We start from the raw sequence: 16581 nt of genomic DNA, 5'->3' as shown, positions 1-16581 counted from the left end.
TCCGCTGCCCGTACACCGCTCATCACGGCTCGAAACGGTAGCCCATCCCGGGCGCAGTCATGAAGTGCCGCGGTTCGGATGGCGTGGGCTCGAGCTTGCGCCGCAGCTGTGCGACGTAGAGTCGGAGATATCCCGCGTCGTTGGCGTGGTAGGGCCCCCACACCTCCCCGAGCAGCATCTGGCGGGTGAGGAGCTTGCCGGGGTTCTTCAGGAAGAGCTCGAGCAGTCGCCATTCCGTGGGCGTCAGGTGAACGGAGACCGAGGGCTCGCCGTCGCGGGCACTCGACCGGATCGTCTTCGCTGCCAGGTCAACGACGAGATCGCCGATGGCAACCGTCGCGGCATCCGCGTCCCCTCCCTCCACCGCGCGGGCGCGCGCCCTGATGCGCGCGAGGAGCTCGTCCATGGCGAACGGCTTGGTGACGTAGTCGTCGGCGCCGGCGTCGAGTGCTTCGACCTTCTCGGCGGAGTCCGTGCGTCCCGAGAGGACGACGATCGGCACGTTGGACCAGGCGCGCACCGCCCGGATCACATCCATGCCGTCGACCTGCGGCATCCCGAGGTCGAGGAGCACGAGGTCGGGATGAGAGCTCGCAGCGAGTTCGATCGCCTGTGCGCCGTCGTGGGCGGCGACCACGTCGTACCCGCGTGAGGCGAGGGTGATGCGCAGCGCGCGCTGCAGCTGGGCGTCGTCGTCGGCGACGAGGATCCTCATGCTGACGTCTCCGCAGTGGGGAGGGTGACGACCATGGTGAGGCCGCCACCCGGCGTGTCTTCGACGTCCAGTGTGCCGTTCATCCCCTCGACGAACCCCTTCGAGAGCGCGAGGCCGAGGCCCAGGCCCGTTTCGTTGTCGGTGTCGCCGAGCCGCTGGAACGGCATGAACATGTCGTCGCGGCGCTCGGCCGGGATTCCCGGTCCGCGGTCCACGACGCGCAGCTCGGTACGACCGAGGAAGGTGCTGGCCCCGATCAGTACCCGTTCACCCGCGGGGGAATGGTGAACCGCATTCGCGAGCAGGTTCACGACGACCCGCTGGAGCAGCCCAGCGTCTGCGAGGACGGGCCTGACGTCGTCGGCCAGCCCCAGCTCCACCTCGGCGGGTCCGAGCGCGAGCTCATCGAGAGCGGGAAGGACGACGTCCGCGAGTTCGGTGGGTGCGAGCGAGACCGCGAGCGCCCCTGCCTGCACCCGGCTGACGTCGAGCAGGTCGGTGACGAGGTCGGCGAGTGCATCGAGGCTCTCGGCTGCGGTGTCCAGGAGTTCATCGCGCTCCTCCCGTCGTAGCGTCACCTCGGGCGACCGAAGCGCGCTGACCGCGGCTGACGCCGAGGTGAGCGGGCGGCGCAGGTCATGGCCGACGGCGGCCAACAGGGCCGAGCGCACCCGGTCCGTCGCGGCGAGATCATCGGCCGCCTCGGCGGCGCTCGCGAGCGCACCGTGCTCGATCGCGGCATCGAGCTGCGTCGCGATCACGTGCAGCAGACGTCGCTCGGATGCCTCGAGGTCAGGCCCGTGCAGTTCGAGCACGCCTCGAGCGCCGATCCTGATGTCCGTGATGCGGTCGTCGCGGGTCGGCTCACCGTCGGCCACGCGGGTTTCGCCGTCGACGAGAAGGCGGACCCCTGTGAGGCCGAACGCCTCGCGCGTGCGGGTCACCATCGCCTGCAGGGCGTCCTCACCGCGGAGCACGCTGCCCGACATGGCCGCGAGCAGCTGCGACTCGGCGGTGGCGCGGCGGGCCTCGCGGGTGCGCCGTGCGGCCTGGTCGACGACGTAGCTCACGAGGAGGGCGTTCGCGACGTAGAAGACGAGGGCGAGTAGCTGGCGCGGCTCGGCGATGGTGAGGGTGTAGAGCGGCTCGATGAAGAGGAAGTTGAGGGTGAGGCCCGAGAGGATCGCCGCGAACAGTGCCGGCCAGATGCCGCCGACCAAGGCCACGACGATGACGAGCAGCTGGTAGGCGAGCACGTCGCTGGTGATCGACGACTCCGTGTGGAAGGTCGTGAGGACCTGACTGAGCAGCGGGCCCAGGACGATCGCGATCGCGAACCCGGCGACGAGCCTCCCGCGACTGAGGGCACCGCCGAGGCGGGGGAGCGAGACCGCGGAGCCCGCGGCCGCGTGCGTCACGATGTGCACGTCGATGTCGCCCGATTCGCGGATCACGGTGGCGCCGATGCCCGGACCGGTGAATGCGGCGGACAGACGGGAGCGACGGCTGACGCCGATCACCAGCTGCGTGGCATCCGATGCCTTGGCGAAGTCCACGAGTGCACGGGGCACGTCCTCGCCGACGACCTGGTGGAAGGTGCCGCCGAGCTGCTCGACGAGCGTGCGCTGGCGGGCCAGGGCTTCGGGGTCGCGGGCGCGGAGGCCGTCAGGGGTGGTCACGTGCACGGCGAGCAGTTCGCCGCCGGAGCTGCGGGCGGCGATCCGCGCTCCACGTCGGAGCAGGGTCTCACCTTCGGCTCCGCCAGTCAGGGCGACGACCACCCGCTCTCTCGACTCCCATTTGCCGGTGATGCCGTGCTCGGCACGGTAGGCCTTCAGCGCCTGTTCCACTTCGTCCGCGAGCCAGAGCAGCGTGAGCTCACGAAGCGCCGTCAGGTTGCCGAGGCGGAAGTAGTTCGACAGGGCGGCATCGACGCGTTCGGCGGGGTACACGAGTCCGTTCGCGAGCCGGTCGCGCAGCGCCTGCGGTGCGAGGTCGATCACCTCGATCTGGTCGGCGGAGCGGAGGACCGAATCGGGGATGGTCTCTCGCTGCTGCGCCCCCGTGATCTCGTGCACGACATCGCCGAGCGACTCGATGTGCTGGGTGTTCACGGTCGAGATGACGTCGATGCCGGCGGCGAGCAGGTCCTCGACGTCCTGCCAGCGCTTCGGATGCCGCGAGCCGGGCGCGTTGGTGTGGGCGAGTTCGTCGACGAGGGCGATCTCGGGCTTCCTGGCGAGGACGGCGTCCACGTCCAGTTCCTCCAGGCCGAGGCCGCGGTGCTCCTCGTGGCGACGTGGGACCGATTCGAGCCCCTCGACCATGGCGGCGGTAGCGGCTCGGCCGTGCGTCTCGATGAACGCGGCGACGACGTCGCGGCCTTCCTCGTGAAGACGCTTGCCCTCTTCGAGCATCGTGTAGGTCTTCCCGACGCCGGGGGCGGCGCCGAGGAGCACGCGCAGCCGCCCCCGTCTCATCCGCCTGCTCCTAGCCGAGTTCCGCGAGGGCGAGATTCAGTTGCAGCACGTTCACGGTGGGTTCGCCCAGGTACCCGAGGTCCCGTGCCTGAATCCTAGACTCCACGAGCCCCAGCACCTCGGATGCCGGCAGTCCCCTCGCCTCGGCGACGCGGGCCGCTTGGAGCCGGGCGTACGCGGGACTGATATGAGGGTCCAGTCCGGAGCCGGATGCCGTCACTGCGTCGGCGGGGATGTCGGCCTCGGGCACGTCGTTGAAGGCGGCGACCTGGGCTCGGCGTTCCTCGATCGCGGCGACGAGGTCCGCGTTCTCCGGTCCGAGGTTGCTCCCGCTTGAGGCGCCGGCGTCGTACCCGTCGCCGGCGGCGGAGGGGCGGGGCTGGAACCACTCAGGCAACGGGTCGCCGTCGGCGTTCGCGAACGACTGGCCGATGAGCGTCGAACCCACGACCCGGCCGTCCACGGTCACCACCGAGCCGTTCGCCTGCGCCGGCATGGCGACCTGCCCGATGGCCGTGATGAGCGCCGTGTAGCCGATGCCCAGCACGAGGGTGAAGAGCAGCATCGCGCGGATCGCCACCCAGTGGGTGCGGGCCGTCGTGCGAGTCGTACTCATGTCGTATCCGTTCCTTTCAGCGCGGGTCAGAACCCGGGGATGAGGCCGATGACGAGGTCGATCAGCTTGATGCCGATGAAGGGCGCGATGATGCCGCCGAGGCCGTAGATCAACAGGTTCCGGTTGAGCATCGCGGAGGCGCCGAGCGGGCGGTACCTGACGCCGCGCAGGGCGAGCGGGATGAGGATCACGATGATGATCGCGTTGAAGACGATCGCCGAGAGCACCGCCGATGACGGTGAGCTCAGCTGCATGACATTGAGCACTCCGAGGCCAGGGAACACGCCGGCGAACATCGCCGGGATGATCGCGAAGTACTTGGCCACGTCATTGGCGATCGAGAACGTGGTGAGGGCGCCGCGCGTGATGAGCAGCTGCTTGCCGATGGCGACGATCTCGATGAGCTTCGTGGGGTCGGAGTCGAGGTCGACCATGTTGCCGGCCTCCTTCGCGGCCGACGTGCCCGAGTTCATCGCCACGCCGACATCCGCCTGGGCGAGGGCCGGCGCATCGTTCGTGCCGTCGCCGGTCATCGCCACGAGGTTGCCGCCGGCCTGCTCCCTGCGGATCAGCGCGATCTTGTCCTCGGGCGTCGCCTCGGCGAGGTAGTCGTCGACGCCGGCCTCGGCCGCGATGGCCTTGGCGGTGAGCGGGTTGTCGCCGGTGATCATGACCGTGCGGATGCCCATGGCGCGGAGTTCCGAGAACCGCTCGGGCAGGCCGTCCTTGACGATGTCCTTCAGGTGCACGACGCCGAGGACCCGAGCCGGGCCGTGAACGTTCCGCTCGGCGACGACGAGCGGCGTGCCGCCGCTGACCGAGATCGTACCGACGCGCCGGTCGAGCTCCTCGCGCTCGCTCGAGGAGATGGGGCCGTCCAGCTCGACCCAGGCCATCACGGCCGAGCCGGCGCCCTTGCGCACGATCGAACCGTCGGCGAGATTGAGTCCCGACATCCGCGTCTGCGCCGTGAACGGCACGACTTCGCCGGCGGGCGCCTCGTCGAAGCGGATGCCGCGGTCGGCCGCGAGCGCAACGATCGACGAGCCCTCGGGCGTCGGGTCGGCGAGCGAGGCGAGGGCCGCGGCGCGTTCGAGCTCGGCGTCGTCGACACCGGGCATCGGGACGAAGTCGCTCGCCTGGCGATTGCCGTGGGTGATGGTGCCCGTCTTGTCGAGGAGCAGGGTGGTCACGTCGCCGGCGGCCTCGACGGCGCGCCCGGACATGGAGAGCACGTTGCGCTGCACGAGCCGGTCCATGCCGGCGATGCCGATCGCTGAGAGGAGGGCGCCGATCGTCGTGGGGATGAGGCAGACGAGCAGGGCGATGAGCACCGGGATCGACGCCGGCGCGGCAGCGTAGGACGCAATGGGATTCAGCGTGAGCGCGACGATCACGAAGATGATCGACAGGCTCGCCAGCAAGATGTTCAGGGCGATCTCGTTCGGCGTCTTCCGGCGCGACGCACCCTCGACGAGTGAGATCATGCGATCGACGAACGTCTCGCCGGGCTTCGACGTGATGCGCACCACGATGCGGTCCGACAGCACCCTCGTGCCGCCGGTGACCGCGGAACGGTCGCCGCCCGACTCACGCACGACCGGAGCGGACTCGCCGGTGATCGCCGATTCGTCCACCGAGGCGATGCCCCAGACGATGTCGCCGTCGCCGGGGATGGGCTCGCCCGCCGACACGACGACGAGGTCGCCGAGTCGGAGGTCGCCCGAGGAGACGTCGGTGATCGGCGTGCGCTCGGCCGCGGCATCCGTCACCTCGTCGTACCGCGTGACCAGGTGCGCGACGGTCGACGTGCGGGTTCGCCGCAGGGTGTCGGCCTGCGCCTTGCCGCGCCCTTCGGCCACGGATTCCGCAAGGTTCGCGAAGACCACCGTGAGCCACAGCCAGACGGCGATCGCCCAGGTGAAGGACGCCGGCACCGCGGTGCCGCCAGAGGTACTCGGTGCACCGAGGAACGGCTCGGCGATCGCGATCACCGTGGTGAGCGCCGCCCCGACCTCGACGATGAACATGACGGGGTTGTGCCACATCTGTCGCGGGTCGAGCTTGCGGAGCGCGCCGGGCAGCGCCCGGAACAGCTGGGTCGAGCCGAAGGCGCCCACGGGACGCTTCGACGGGGAGCCCATCGGCCGCCGGGTGTGGCCGGTCATTTCGGAGATGGTGGACATGGATCAGATCAGCCCTTCCGCCAGGGGACCCAGCGTGAGAACGGGGAAGTAGGTGAGCGCGGTCACGATGATCGTCACTCCCACGAGGAGGCCGACGAACTGCGGCCGGGAGGTGGGCAGGGTTCCCGCGGTCGCGGGCACCCGGTCCTGTGCGGCGAGGCTGCCGGCGAGGGCGAGCACGAGCACGATCGGGATGAACCGGCCGAGCAGCATGGCCACGCCGAGCGCCGTGTTGAGCCACGGCGTGTTCGCCGTGAGCCCCGCGAAGGCGGAGCCGTTGTTGTTCGCCGCCGACGTGAAGGCGTAGAGCACCTCGGACATGCCGTGCACCCCGGGGTTCCAGATCGAGGTCGTCTCGACGTCCTCTCGGACCCCGGGGATCGCGAAGCTGAGGGCGGTGCCGGCCAGCACGAGCATCGGGGTGACGAGGATGTAGAGGCTCGCGAGCTTGATCTCGCGCGGACCGATCTTCTTGCCGAGGTACTCGGGGGTGCGGCCCACCAGGAGCCCCGCGATGAACACGGCGATCACGGCGAGCACGAGCATGCCGTAGAGGCCGGAGCCGGTGCCGCCGGGCGCGACCTCGCCGAGCATCATGTTGAGCATCGGCATCATGCCGCCGAGGGCGGTGTACGAGTCGTGCATCGAGTTCACGGCGCCGGTCGACGTGAGCGTCGACGCCGAGGCGAACAGTGTCGAGCCGAGGATGCCATAGCGCTGCTCCTTGCCCTCCATGGCGCCGCCGGCCAGCTCGGGCGCGGTGCCCGCGCCGTTCAGCTCGAGGGCGCTGATCGTCACGAGCGAGACCACGAACAGCGTCGCCATGGTGGCGAGGATCGCATAGCCCTGCCGGTTGCTGCCGACCATCCGGCCGAACGTGCGCGGGAGCGTGAACGGGATGGCGAGCATGAGCGCGATCTCGACGAGGTTCGTCCACCCAGAGGGGTTCTCGAACGGATGCGCGGAATTGGCGTTGAAGAATCCGCCTCCGTTCGTGCCGAGCTCCTTGATGGCTTCCTGCGACGCGACCGGCCCGCCGGGCAGGTTCTGGGTGTTGCCCGCAAGCGTCGACACCTCGGTGAAGCCGTTGAAGTTCTGCACGACGCCACCGATGATCAGGATGATCGCGGCGACGATCGAGAGCGGCAGCAGCAGGCGGAAGGCACCGCGGAACAGGTCGACCCAGAAGTTGCCGATCGTGCCCGACTTCGTGCGTGCGAATCCGCGCACCACTGCGATGGCGACGGCGATGCCGACCGCTGCCGACACGAAGTTCTGCACGGCGAGCCCGGCGAGCTGCACGGTGTATCCCATCGTGACGTCGGGTGAGTACGACTGCCAGTTCGTGTTCGTGACGAACGAGGCGGCGGTGTTGAACGACAGGCCTTCGGGCACCGCGGGGAAGCCGAGCGAGTAGGGAAGCACCGCCTGGGCTCGTTGGAGGACATAGACGATGAGCACGCCGATGAGCGAGAATGCCAGGACGCCGCGCAGGTACGCCGTCCACGACTGCTCCGCTCGCGGGTCGACGCCGACGAGACGGTAGAGCCCGCGCTCGACCCGCCAGTCCTCCGTCGAGGTGTAGAGGCGTGCCATGTAATCGCCGAGCGGACGGTAGGCGAGCGCGAGGATCAGGACGAGGGTGGCCGTCTGCAGGACGGCGAGCAGCACGCCCATCTAGAACCGCTCAGGCTTGACGAGGGCGTACACGAGGTACGCCACGGCGGCGACGCCCAATGCGGCGGTGAGCACCGAGAAGACGATCACAGCTTCTCGACCCCCTTCGCGATGAGGGCGATGACAACGAACACCGCGATGACCGCGATGACGTAGATCAGATCGAGCACGAGGACTCCACGGAATGCGACGGCCGCCGGCCGCGATCGCGGTGGGCGTGCAGCGCTCGGCTGCGCATCCGATGCAACACCCGCCTGTAGGCGACCGTGCCGATCCTCACGGTTCCCTAACGGCCGCGCTGGTGATCCGAACGGATTGCGAACGCGGTCGCCTCGGGGCGCCCCGAAGGACCCGGGTTCAGCCGCCGACGTGGATGGTGGGCCGCTCGGCCGGGTCCTTCTCGACCTCGCGGAGGATCTCGCGGACCACCGGGGCGGTGTCACCTCGCCCGAGCAGGATGTAGCGGACCATGTGCAGGAGCGGGTTCCCCTCGGACCACTCGAAGTAGGCGTGCGGACGGACGCCCGCGGCATCCCGCATCGCGACCAGGATGGCGGCGATGGCATTCGGCGCGGCAGGGCTGTCCGCACGGAGCACGCGGTGGCCGTGCACGTCGACGCCGCGCACGTGGAGCACCTCGCGGAACTCGGACGGGTCCACGACATGGATCTCGAGGAACAGGACGTCGGCACGACCGGGTACCGGATTGAGCCGGCGCTGGGCGCGCTCCTTCTGTTCGTACTCCGCGGCGTCCCCGACATCAGGACGATTCGCGACGATGTTCAGGCGCCCATCGTGCAGCAACGATTCGCCGATGAAGCGGCGGGCGGTCTCGTCGAACTCGATCCGTTCGGCGCGGATCTCGGTCGTGCGCGTCACCCGCGACACGATGGACACGACGACGATGCCGAGGATGAACATGGCCGAGATCGCGAGTCCGTCGGGCTTCTCGATGATGTTGTCGACGAGCGCGTACCCGAGCACCACGGTCAGCACTGCGAATCCCGTGATCGCCGGGGCTCGTCGGCGACGGATCGCGGAGATGAGCACTGCCACGGATGCTGAGACCATCATGGCCAGGATGCCGGTGGCGTAGGCTCCCGCCTGGGCGTCGACGTCGGCCTGGAAAGCGATGGTGATGGCGATGCTGATCCCGGTGTAGACGAGTACGACGGGGCGGACGGCGCGACTCCAGTCGGGGGCCATGCCGTAGGTGGGGAGGTAGCGGGGGACGATGTTGATCAGGCCGGCCATCGCCGATGCCCCTGCGAACCAGAGGATGAGGATGCTGCTGATGTCGTAGGCCGTCCCGAATGCGTCGCCGAAGAATTCGTGGGCGAGGTAGGCGAGTGCGCGGCCGTTCGCCTGACCGCCGGGTTCGAACTGGTCCGCCGGGATCAGCAGGGTGGTGACGAGACTGCTGGTGATCAGGAAGACGCTCATGATCACGGCCGCTGCGGTGAGCAGCTTCTTCGTGTTCCGGATCCTCGAGGCCAGCCGCTCTTCGGGGCTCGTGCCCTGGGAGGCGACGAGCGGCATCATGCTGACGCCCGTCTCGAAGCCGGAGAGGCCGAGCACGAGCAGTGGGAAGGCCAGGATGGCGGGGATGATGATGTCGGTGAAGCCTCCGCCGCCTTGGGCGAGGGCGCCCCACCAGTCCGTGATGGTGACCGGGTGGTTGAAGATCTCGATCAGGCCCGTCGCGATCACGATGGCGTTCAGGCCGAGGAAGACGGCGACGAGCGGGATGGCGACGTTCACGGCTTCGGTGAATCCGAGGAGGAAGACGCCACCGAGCACCAGCAGGAAGACGATCGTGATGGCCACGGCCTGACCGTTGAGCGCCTCGGGCACGAGCGGGTTCTCGATGAGGTGCACCGTTGCATCCGCCGAGGAGAGCGTGATGGTGATGATCCACGACGTGGCGACGAAGCCGAGCAGCACGAGGACGACGATCTTGCCTCGCCAGAATGGAAGCAGCCGTTCGAGCATGGCCACCGACCCTTGGCCGTGCGGACTCTCCTTTGCGACCTGGCGATACATGGGAAGCATCCCGAGCAGGGTGAGGGCCACGATGAGAAGTGTGGCGATCGGCGACACCGCTCCCGCGGCCACGATCGCGATGGCGGGCAGGTAGGAGAGTGTGGAGAAGTAGTCGACGCCCGTGAGGCACATCACCTTCCACCAGGAATGCTGCTCGACGGTCGACTCCTGTACTTCGGGACCGGCCGGCTGAACGGTGTGCTCGAGGAACCATCGAGTGAACGGATTCTCCGGACGATGTGCGTGCGGTCCCGGCACGCTTGCCGGGAACTCGAACTGCGACCAGTCACGCATTGCACTCCTCCGAGCCGCCCCGAACGACGGACGATTGATCATCCCACCCGCGGAGCCCGTCCAGTAGGCCCTGACGCGTCAGGACGTTGCGTGGTGCGTCGCCCGATCCGTCGGCCGAGCTGCAGTTGCACGAAGAGGGTTGCCGTTCCCGCCAAGATGAGGCCGGCGAGGTTGATGCAGAGCTGCACGAGCGCCGACCACGCCTCATCCCACGCGCCGACCGCCAGGGTCAAGCCGATCGTGCCGACTGCAGGAACCGTCGTGATCGAAATGAAGACTCCGACGAGTGCTGACGACTTCGACGTGCTGAGCGAGAGCACACCTGCCACACCGGCCAGCAGGGCGATGACGAACGACCAGGCATCGGGCGAGATGATGAACTCGGTGAGTGGGCCGGTCGTCGCCTGAATGAATGTGATGACGCCGAGCGCGTACAGCACCGCCCAGACCGCCCAGGCGATCAGCGCGCACAAAGCGAACCCCCCGAGGAGCGTCGTGGCGGCCATGCCCGCGACCTTCGGCTTGCGTCGCACGATCGCGTAGCAGATCGCGGCGACTGGGGCGAACTCCGGCCCGACCACCATCGCGCCGATGATGAGGATCGGCTGGTCGAGAAGCCGGCCGATGCCGGCAATGAAGGTCGCGAGGAGCAGGAAGGCGAAGAAGCTCCATGATGGGCGGGCATCCTCTCGCGAGCGATCGGCGAGCTGCGCCCAGAGGACTCCATCCGCCGGATGCCCCGGAGCCGACCGCTCTGCCGCATCCGCCGCATCCGAGACGACGGCCATCGTCTCGCTGACGACGATCGACCCCACACCGGGAACGCCCGAGTGACGCAGCATGCGCATGACGTTGTTGGCGTTCTCGCGAGCCATCTCGAAGAACAGGAGGTCACCGCCGGCATCGGAGGAAGCTGCGGGCACGAGCGTGACATTGCTGACGGTCGGGTCGGCGGCCAGCTGAGCCCGCAGTGTTTCAGCCAGCGCGTGCGGCGCCGTGACTCGAACGTTCAACATGACGTCTTCCTCGCTTCTTCACTCACACCACGTCACACGATATGGGTCGGGCGGCGTGCGACTCACCGTCGGGGCAACAACGGGCGCTGGTGCATTGCTGCCCGCAATCAACACCACCTCCGACGAGCGACAACTCGAGCTCCGCATCGACTTCTTCATCGCACGTAGTCCCTAGACTCCTGCATGTGATCAGCGCCGTCAGCGAGGCATACTCCCGGAGGGCGCAGGAGTACATCGACCTCTTCGGAACGATGAGCGCGGTGCATCCCTCAGATCGTCAGCTCGTTGCGACGTGGGCGGGCGGGATCAAAGGCCAGGTGATGGATGCCGGCTGCGGCCCCGGCCAATGGACGAACTTCCTCGTTGGCCTCGGGCTCGATGCCCGCGGTGTGGATCAGGTGCCCGAGTTCATTGAGCGTGCCCGACAGGAGTATCCGGACGTGCGTTTCGAGGTCGGCACCCTCGAAAGCCTCAACTGCGGCACGGCGGCCTTCGGTGGAGTTCTCTCTTGGTACTCCCTCATCCATCATGGGCCGGAAACGATCCGGGTGCCGCTGGTCGAGTTCCATCGCGCACTCGAGCCAGGAGGCGCGCTGCTGGTGGGATTCTTCGAGGGCCCTGTCGTCGAGCAGTTCAACCACGCCGTCATCCCGGCGTACCGGTGGCCCGTCGAGGCACTCACCGCGGAATTCCAGGCGGCTGGTTTCGACGTTCTCGAATCGCACGTCAGGAAGACCGCTGGCCAACGACCGCAGGCCGCCCTCGTCGCCCGACGGGCTGAAATCCAATAGCCGTCTCAACCAGCCGCTACCGGATCCGCTTGCGGCCGTCCGCTAACTGAGCGCTCATCGGACTAGCCCGGGTTGAAGTCGATAAGCGGGATCGGCGATCGGTTCGCGGAGCTATTGAATCGCTATGACGTAGACGGCGGTGCCTTGCGCGAGCGCCTGAAACGTCTGGTAGGCCATCCAGACATATCCGTCGCTTCCCCAGTCGGAACCGAAGCTGTTCTGGATCAGCACCGCCTGTGTCGTGTCGTCATAGCCGATGATCAACATGCAGTGCCCGACCAGTTTGCCGTTTGGCTTTGTCGCGATGATGCCGTTGCCGACATACGGGTTGGGCGTGCCGTCGTACTTGGCGAAGTCGGTGTAGAGCCGAGTGCCGTAGGCGAGCGCGAACCCCTGCGAGATGATGTTGCGGATGTTGTTCAGCCCGGTCTCGCCGAACACACTGACATTCGACCACGCGGTCGGCTGAAAGTTCGTATCGGGGGAGAGTTGCGCAGTTCCGTATGCCGTCCAGACTGCGGCGCAGGCGCTGGAACCGGGAGGGGGCTCGGGAGCCGCCTGCATCGACGGTGTGCCGCCGTTGCTATCTAGGAATTTCAGGCAGGCGATGATCTGGCCGCCGGTGCACGTGTCGACAGGGGTGTCGAACTGCCCCAGCATCCTGACATACGTGTAGTAGGGACTCGCTTGCTGCGCGCTGGATTGGGGATCGGTGATCAGCCCTGCCTGCGCCGCGGCGAACGTGGTGAGGCCGTAGGTTGAAGACCAGACAAAGCAACTCGGCGTGTCCTGTTTACCCACGGGCGGCAGGAAGGCGGCGTTCACCATTGCGCTGGGCGGGAGCACGCCCACGGCCGGCGGCACACTCACCGGGCCGGGTTCAGGCACGGTGGGGTCGTACCCGTAATCCATCGTGTCGTGGATCGTGGCCATCGGTGACTCCCTCGTCAATTGCGGGCCGGAGACCCGCAAGGGCTAGGTTACGCAGCGAGAGACTCGACCTGCGGCCGGGGAAAGCGAGTCCTCCGTTTGTTCACTGTTGCCCCTGGTGGGGACGACCGGTGACGGCTCCCGGCAGTGCGCAAGAGCCGCCAGCGCGGCAGTCGACTCGCACACGCGGATCGTTATGCGGCCGCCTTGATCACGGCGGGTGGGTGCCATCGCCCGTCGAGGGCTTCGGACAAGGGGGCGTACAGGCGCATGTTGATGCCGAGTGGTCCCTGTGGTGACGGCAGCCAGTTCGACTCCCTGTCCGGCCCGGGGTTGGTGTGTTGGATGTAGAGGTCGAGGGAGCCGTCGGGATTGTAGCGAAGGGGGTCGCGATCGCCGATGGCGAACCGGTCGAGCTCGTTGGCGGTCTGGAAGCCTTCTTGGTCGTACATCGTCACCGACCAGAACGCGGCGGCAGGAGGGAGTTGATCGGCGTCGAAGTGAAGGACGTAGTCGGTGTCGCCCACGATGGGGTCTCCGTCGGCGTCGCGCACCAGCAGCGGGTAGATCGCGTCCTCGCGCGGGTTCGCTCCGAGCCCGGCGAGGGTGATGCCGGCGCGGCTGAGGTAGTCGTTGCCGTAGACGCCGATGGTGTCGGAGAAGTTCGTCCATCCGTTTGTCTCGGTACCAAGCGTTGGAACCGCTGCGATCAGTTGCGTGAGCGCGTCCTTCGCGCCCGCCTCGATCCCGGCGAGTTCCTCCGCGGAGAACCCCGTGGGGTCGAAGGGGTCTCCCGGCACGATCCCGAGCCTCGCGATTCGAGCGAGGATCGAGAAGTCGGTGGGGTGCGGTGGGATCGACTGCAGTGCGGTGGCGGCGTACTGGAAGAACTCCACGGCGTTCATGCGGTTGACGATCGTCAAGGCTTCGGTGTCCGTGTCGACGTCGGGGTCGATCTCGCGGGCGGGGCGCGGGGTCAGCGGGGTGATGGACAGTCCATCCTGGATCGCGGCGACCGCGGCGTAATCGGCGGGACCGTTGGTCTGGATACGCCCGATGATCCACACGAACGGGGTGGGGGCGTTGATGACCGGGACGCCCTCGGGGAGATCGCCCGAATATCCGGGGCCGACGATCACGTGGTCTTGCGCGCCGGTCCCGGTCGTGCGCTTCCCGACCGTCGCGAAGACGTCCGTCCACATGTCCAGCATCGGCAGCATGTAATAGCGGTCGTCGGTATCCGGGGCCCGGAGCAGCACCGGCCCCTCGGTCAGGTCGAGCCAGGCGTTGGCGTACAGCGTGTCGAAGTTCGGCCGCACCACGGCGCGATAGTCCGCCGGCGGGAAGGTCCGCAGATGGTGGAACTCGTTGGCCGGTCCGAATCCCGGCCGCGCGTCCGCCGCGAGGTTCGTTGCCTGCTGACGACCCACCTCCATCGTTACCAGCGGGTACAAGTAGATGTACGCCTCACGACTCAGTGTCCGCAGATCACCCGACAAAACCGACATACGAGCTCCCCTAGTTCGCACGATCACACCACCCATGAATCTAGCGGCACTCCCCGACCCGGGAGAGCGGAGACGCAAGCGCGTCAGCGGTGGCAACCCGGCCGCGGTGAGGGATCCGCTCTCGGACTTCCGCAGATCGGACGGGTCATCGTTCGGGGTCGCTTATGCGGCTACATCCCAACCTGCCGTACAAAGACGATTTCCGCGCCTTGCGACGCTGAAAGCTCAGCAGCGCGTCAAGCATGACCGACAGTGAGGCGTCGACCAGATCTGCAATTCCCACGCGATCAGCGCCTACGACTTGTATGTAGTCCCTCAGTCGCCGCGCCAACGCGGCAGGCTCAGCGGCCGAGTTCGGCGGCACGTCTATCGAGACTGCGTGTTGCTTCGTCACGAGTAGGAGGGCGCGTCCCGTGCAGTCGAACGCCTCGTACAGACCATCGTTCACGTCTACTGCTTCTAGAGCCTGGCAAGCTGCGGCGACGGTGAGGTAAACCTCGCAGAGACCATCGCCGTAAATCACAATCGGAGGCTGGGCATCGGCCACTGGAACCTGTTCCTGAACTTTGTGTCGGTCGGCTTCGTCCTCCATAACGTGCCTGCCGATGGCGCGCCCGGGAACCGTCTTCTGTCGATGGAATCCCTCCGATGATAATGACCACGCTCGCCAGTCGATGGCGGTCGGCGCAATTCCGGAAATGCGCTCGCGACACGCGAACGGCGCCCGATGACCGACCGTGTACCGGACCATCCAGCGCCAGACCCACTCGACAGGCACGCGCTGAGCTGGAGCGGATTCCCGACCACTCGGCACTGCCGTGATTCCCGCAAGACCCGCCCGCGATGATGCCCGGTCAAGGGGCGCTGAACGCACTACCCGCCCAGGGAGTCGAGCTCGCGCCGCAGGTACTTCGGCGCCTGCACGCGCCATGCGTCGGTCACGAGCTCGGCGAGGTGGTCGTCGTCGATGTGCGCCATGCGGAAGGCGACCTTCGGCTCACCCCAAGGCGTCGTCGTGCGGAGGAACACGTCGGGTGCCATCTGGACGAGGGCCAGGGCGTCGATCGGGTCGGCGACCTTCACCCCGACGACGAGCTCGGCCGCGATGATCTCGCGCATGTCGGGCGGGATGCTCGGCCACGGATGGCACTCCCACGCGTACAGCTTGCCGCGCACGAACCAGGCGGCACCGCCGGTCGTCGCGCGCTCCTCACTGCCGGGCAGGCCGGCGGCGGTGCGGCGCAGGTCGTCGAGGGTGGCCACGTCGCGAGCCTAGGCCGCTCCACCGACAGCCAGCCGCGCCTTCAGCTGGCCGGGTCGTACTGGAACTCGCGCACCTCCTGCGCGCACCGGCACGCCACCGCGATCTTCGCGGCCCACTCCAGTGCGGCGTCCCGAGAGGGCACCTCCAGCACGGTGTAGCCGCCCTCGAGTCGCGTGGTCTGCGGGTAGGTGCCCTCGGTCACTATGCCGTCGCCATCGACCATGACCGGTGGGACAGCCTCGTCGATGCCGCCGCCGAAGACGTAGACGCCGGCGACCCCTTGCGTTCTGCAACTGCTTTCGCGAAGCTACTCCGATCGTGCCGGCACGTGCAAGCACACAAGCACGCAAGCACTCAAGCACTCAAGCACGCAAGCACTCAATCGCTCAAGCACTCACACCTCGGCCCGAGCCTCCGACACCTCCGAGTACGCGATCAGCGGCCTTCCGGTGGTCGGATGCTCCAGCACGTGCGCCTCGACGCCCCACACCTCCCGGATCAGTCCGGGCGTGAGCACGTCGCGAGGTGCGCCCGCGGCGACCACGCGGCCGGCGGCGAGCACGATCACGTGGTCGGCGTATCCGGCCGCGAGCGAGAGGTCGTGCAGGGCGGCGAGCACCGTCAACCCTCCGCCGGCGAGTTCGCGCAGCAGGCCGAGCATGGTCAACTGTGCCCGCACGTCGAGGTGGTTCGTCGGCTCGTCGAGCAGCAGCAGCTCGGGCTCCTGCGCGAGCGCCCGGGCGAGGTTGACGCGCTGGCGCTCGCCGCCCGACAGGGTGTCGTACGAGCGGTCGGCGAGCTCGACCAGGCCGGTGTCCTCGAGGCAGCGCCGCACGACGCCGCGGTCGAGTTCACCCGGGCCCGCGAACGCGCCGAGGTACGGCGTACGACCGAGCGCGACGACCTCCGCGACGCGCAGCCCCGGAGCATCCGCCACCTCCTGTTCGGCGAGGGCGATGACCCTGGCGCGATCGCGACGACGCAGCGCGGCGAGGTCACGGTCGCCGAGGCGCGCCGTGCCGGCATCCGCTCGCTCGACGCCCGCGATGAGGTGCAGCAGC

The 16581-nt window shown here is 67.9% G+C and carries 14 protein-coding genes and 1 pseudogene; 1 reads left to right on the top strand and 14 read right to left on the bottom strand.

Annotated elements, in window-relative coordinates; genetic code table 11:
• Positions 1–22 precede the first annotated feature (22 nt).
• The 8 genes from GH736_RS01720 to GH736_RS01685 form a co-directional block, all read right to left on the bottom strand.
• Positions 23–715 (bottom strand): response regulator, encoded by a 693-nt coding sequence (locus GH736_RS01720; protein ID WP_159599653.1) that lies wholly within the window; start codon positions 713–715, stop codon positions 23–25.
• The gene (locus tag GH736_RS01715; protein WP_159599651.1) at positions 712–3195 is read right to left on the bottom strand and encodes a DUF4118 domain-containing protein; all 2484 of its coding nucleotides are present in this window, start codon (positions 3193–3195) and stop codon (positions 712–714) included. Before GH736_RS01715 ends, GH736_RS01720 begins: the two co-directional genes overlap by 4 nt.
• Before the next feature lie 10 nt (positions 3196–3205).
• Positions 3206–3811 carry a potassium-transporting ATPase subunit KdpC gene (gene kdpC, locus GH736_RS01710; RefSeq protein ID WP_159599649.1) on the bottom strand — a complete coding sequence of 202 codons (606 nt, stop codon included), beginning with the start codon at positions 3809–3811 and terminating at the stop codon, positions 3206–3208.
• A gap of 26 nt (positions 3812–3837) precedes the next feature.
• Positions 3838–5955, bottom strand: a complete 2118-nt coding sequence (gene kdpB / locus GH736_RS01705; protein ID WP_235933797.1) for a potassium-transporting ATPase subunit KdpB — start codon at positions 5953–5955, stop codon at positions 3838–3840.
• Between the two features lie 45 nt (positions 5956–6000).
• Positions 6001–7674, bottom strand: coding sequence for a potassium-transporting ATPase subunit KdpA (gene kdpA, locus GH736_RS01700; RefSeq protein WP_159599645.1), 1674 nt, complete (start codon positions 7672–7674; stop codon positions 6001–6003).
• Complete coding sequence (locus GH736_RS01695; protein ID WP_159599643.1) at positions 7675–7764, bottom strand: potassium-transporting ATPase subunit F; 90 nt, start codon at positions 7762–7764, stop codon at positions 7675–7677.
• A 267-nt stretch (positions 7765–8031) separates the two neighbouring features.
• Entirely contained in the window at positions 8032–10011 is a 1980-nt protein-coding gene (locus tag GH736_RS01690; RefSeq protein WP_159599641.1) for an APC family permease, read from the bottom strand.
• A gap of 38 nt (positions 10012–10049) precedes the next feature.
• Positions 10050–11027, bottom strand: coding sequence for a DUF389 domain-containing protein (locus GH736_RS01685; protein ID WP_159599639.1), 978 nt, complete (start codon positions 11025–11027; stop codon positions 10050–10052).
• Positions 11028–11212: 185 nt separating this feature from the next.
• On the opposite strand from GH736_RS01685, the gene GH736_RS01680 reads away from it, so the two are divergent.
• Positions 11213–11818 (top strand): class I SAM-dependent methyltransferase, encoded by a 606-nt coding sequence (locus GH736_RS01680; RefSeq protein ID WP_203230620.1) that lies wholly within the window; start codon positions 11213–11215, stop codon positions 11816–11818.
• Positions 11819–11929: 111 nt separating this feature from the next.
• Here GH736_RS01680 and GH736_RS01675 read toward each other — a convergent pair whose 3' ends face one another.
• The 6 genes and pseudogenes from GH736_RS01675 to GH736_RS01650 all read right to left on the bottom strand — a co-directional run.
• On the bottom strand, positions 11930–12751 hold the full coding sequence (locus GH736_RS01675; protein ID WP_159599635.1) for a C1 family peptidase: 822 nt from the start codon (positions 12749–12751) through the stop codon (positions 11930–11932).
• Positions 12752–12942: 191 nt separating this feature from the next.
• Positions 12943–14178, bottom strand: coding sequence for a DUF1254 domain-containing protein (locus tag GH736_RS01670; protein WP_203230619.1), 1236 nt, complete (start codon positions 14176–14178; stop codon positions 12943–12945).
• A gap of 223 nt (positions 14179–14401) precedes the next feature.
• A complete protein-coding gene (locus tag GH736_RS01665) occupies positions 14402–14848 on the bottom strand; it encodes a hypothetical protein (RefSeq protein WP_159599631.1) in 447 nt (148 codons plus the stop codon).
• A 281-nt stretch (positions 14849–15129) separates the two neighbouring features.
• Positions 15130–15519 carry an MmcQ/YjbR family DNA-binding protein gene (locus GH736_RS01660; RefSeq protein ID WP_159599629.1) on the bottom strand — a complete coding sequence of 130 codons (390 nt, stop codon included), beginning with the start codon at positions 15517–15519 and terminating at the stop codon, positions 15130–15132.
• Between the two features lie 41 nt (positions 15520–15560).
• A pseudogene (locus tag GH736_RS01655) lies at positions 15561–15794 on the bottom strand (YciI family protein); the annotation flags it as partial.
• 120 nt (positions 15795–15914) lie between these two features.
• Positions 15915–16581: ATP-binding cassette domain-containing protein (locus GH736_RS01650; RefSeq protein WP_159599627.1), on the bottom strand; the 667-nt coding region annotated here is incomplete at its 5' end.

Source organism: Agromyces humi (genome assembly GCF_009720255.1).
Taxonomy (GTDB): Bacteria; Actinomycetota; Actinomycetes; order Actinomycetales; family Microbacteriaceae; genus Agromyces; species Agromyces humi.
Note: the sequence above shows the minus strand (reverse complement) of the source record. Positions and strands in the feature narration are given on the sequence as shown.

What these genes read in the sequence shown, in the direction of transcription:
- kdpC (WP_159599649.1), bottom strand. Translation starts at nt 3,811, where the DNA reads ATGAGTACGACTCGCACGACGGCCCGCACCCACTGGGTGGCGATCCGC.
- GH736_RS01685 (WP_159599639.1), bottom strand. Translation starts at nt 11,027, where the DNA reads ATGTTGAACGTTCGAGTCACGGCGCCGCACGCGCTGGCTGAAACACTG.
- GH736_RS01715 (WP_159599651.1), bottom strand. Translation starts at nt 3,195, where the DNA reads ATGAGACGGGGGCGGCTGCGCGTGCTCCTCGGCGCCGCCCCCGGCGTC.
- kdpA (WP_159599645.1), bottom strand. Translation starts at nt 7,674, where the DNA reads ATGGGCGTGCTGCTCGCCGTCCTGCAGACGGCCACCCTCGTCCTGATC.
- GH736_RS01665 (WP_159599631.1), bottom strand. Translation starts at nt 14,848, where the DNA reads ATGGAGGACGAAGCCGACCGACACAAAGTTCAGGAACAGGTTCCAGTG.
- GH736_RS01675 (WP_159599635.1), bottom strand. Translation starts at nt 12,751, where the DNA reads ATGGCCACGATCCACGACACGATGGATTACGGGTACGACCCCACCGTG.
- kdpB (WP_235933797.1), bottom strand. Translation starts at nt 5,955, where the DNA reads ATGGGCTCCCCGTCGAAGCGTCCCGTGGGCGCCTTCGGCTCGACCCAG.
- GH736_RS01720 (WP_159599653.1), bottom strand. Translation starts at nt 715, where the DNA reads ATGAGGATCCTCGTCGCCGACGACGACGCCCAGCTGCAGCGCGCGCTG.
- GH736_RS01690 (WP_159599641.1), bottom strand. Translation starts at nt 10,011, where the DNA reads ATGCGTGACTGGTCGCAGTTCGAGTTCCCGGCAAGCGTGCCGGGACCG.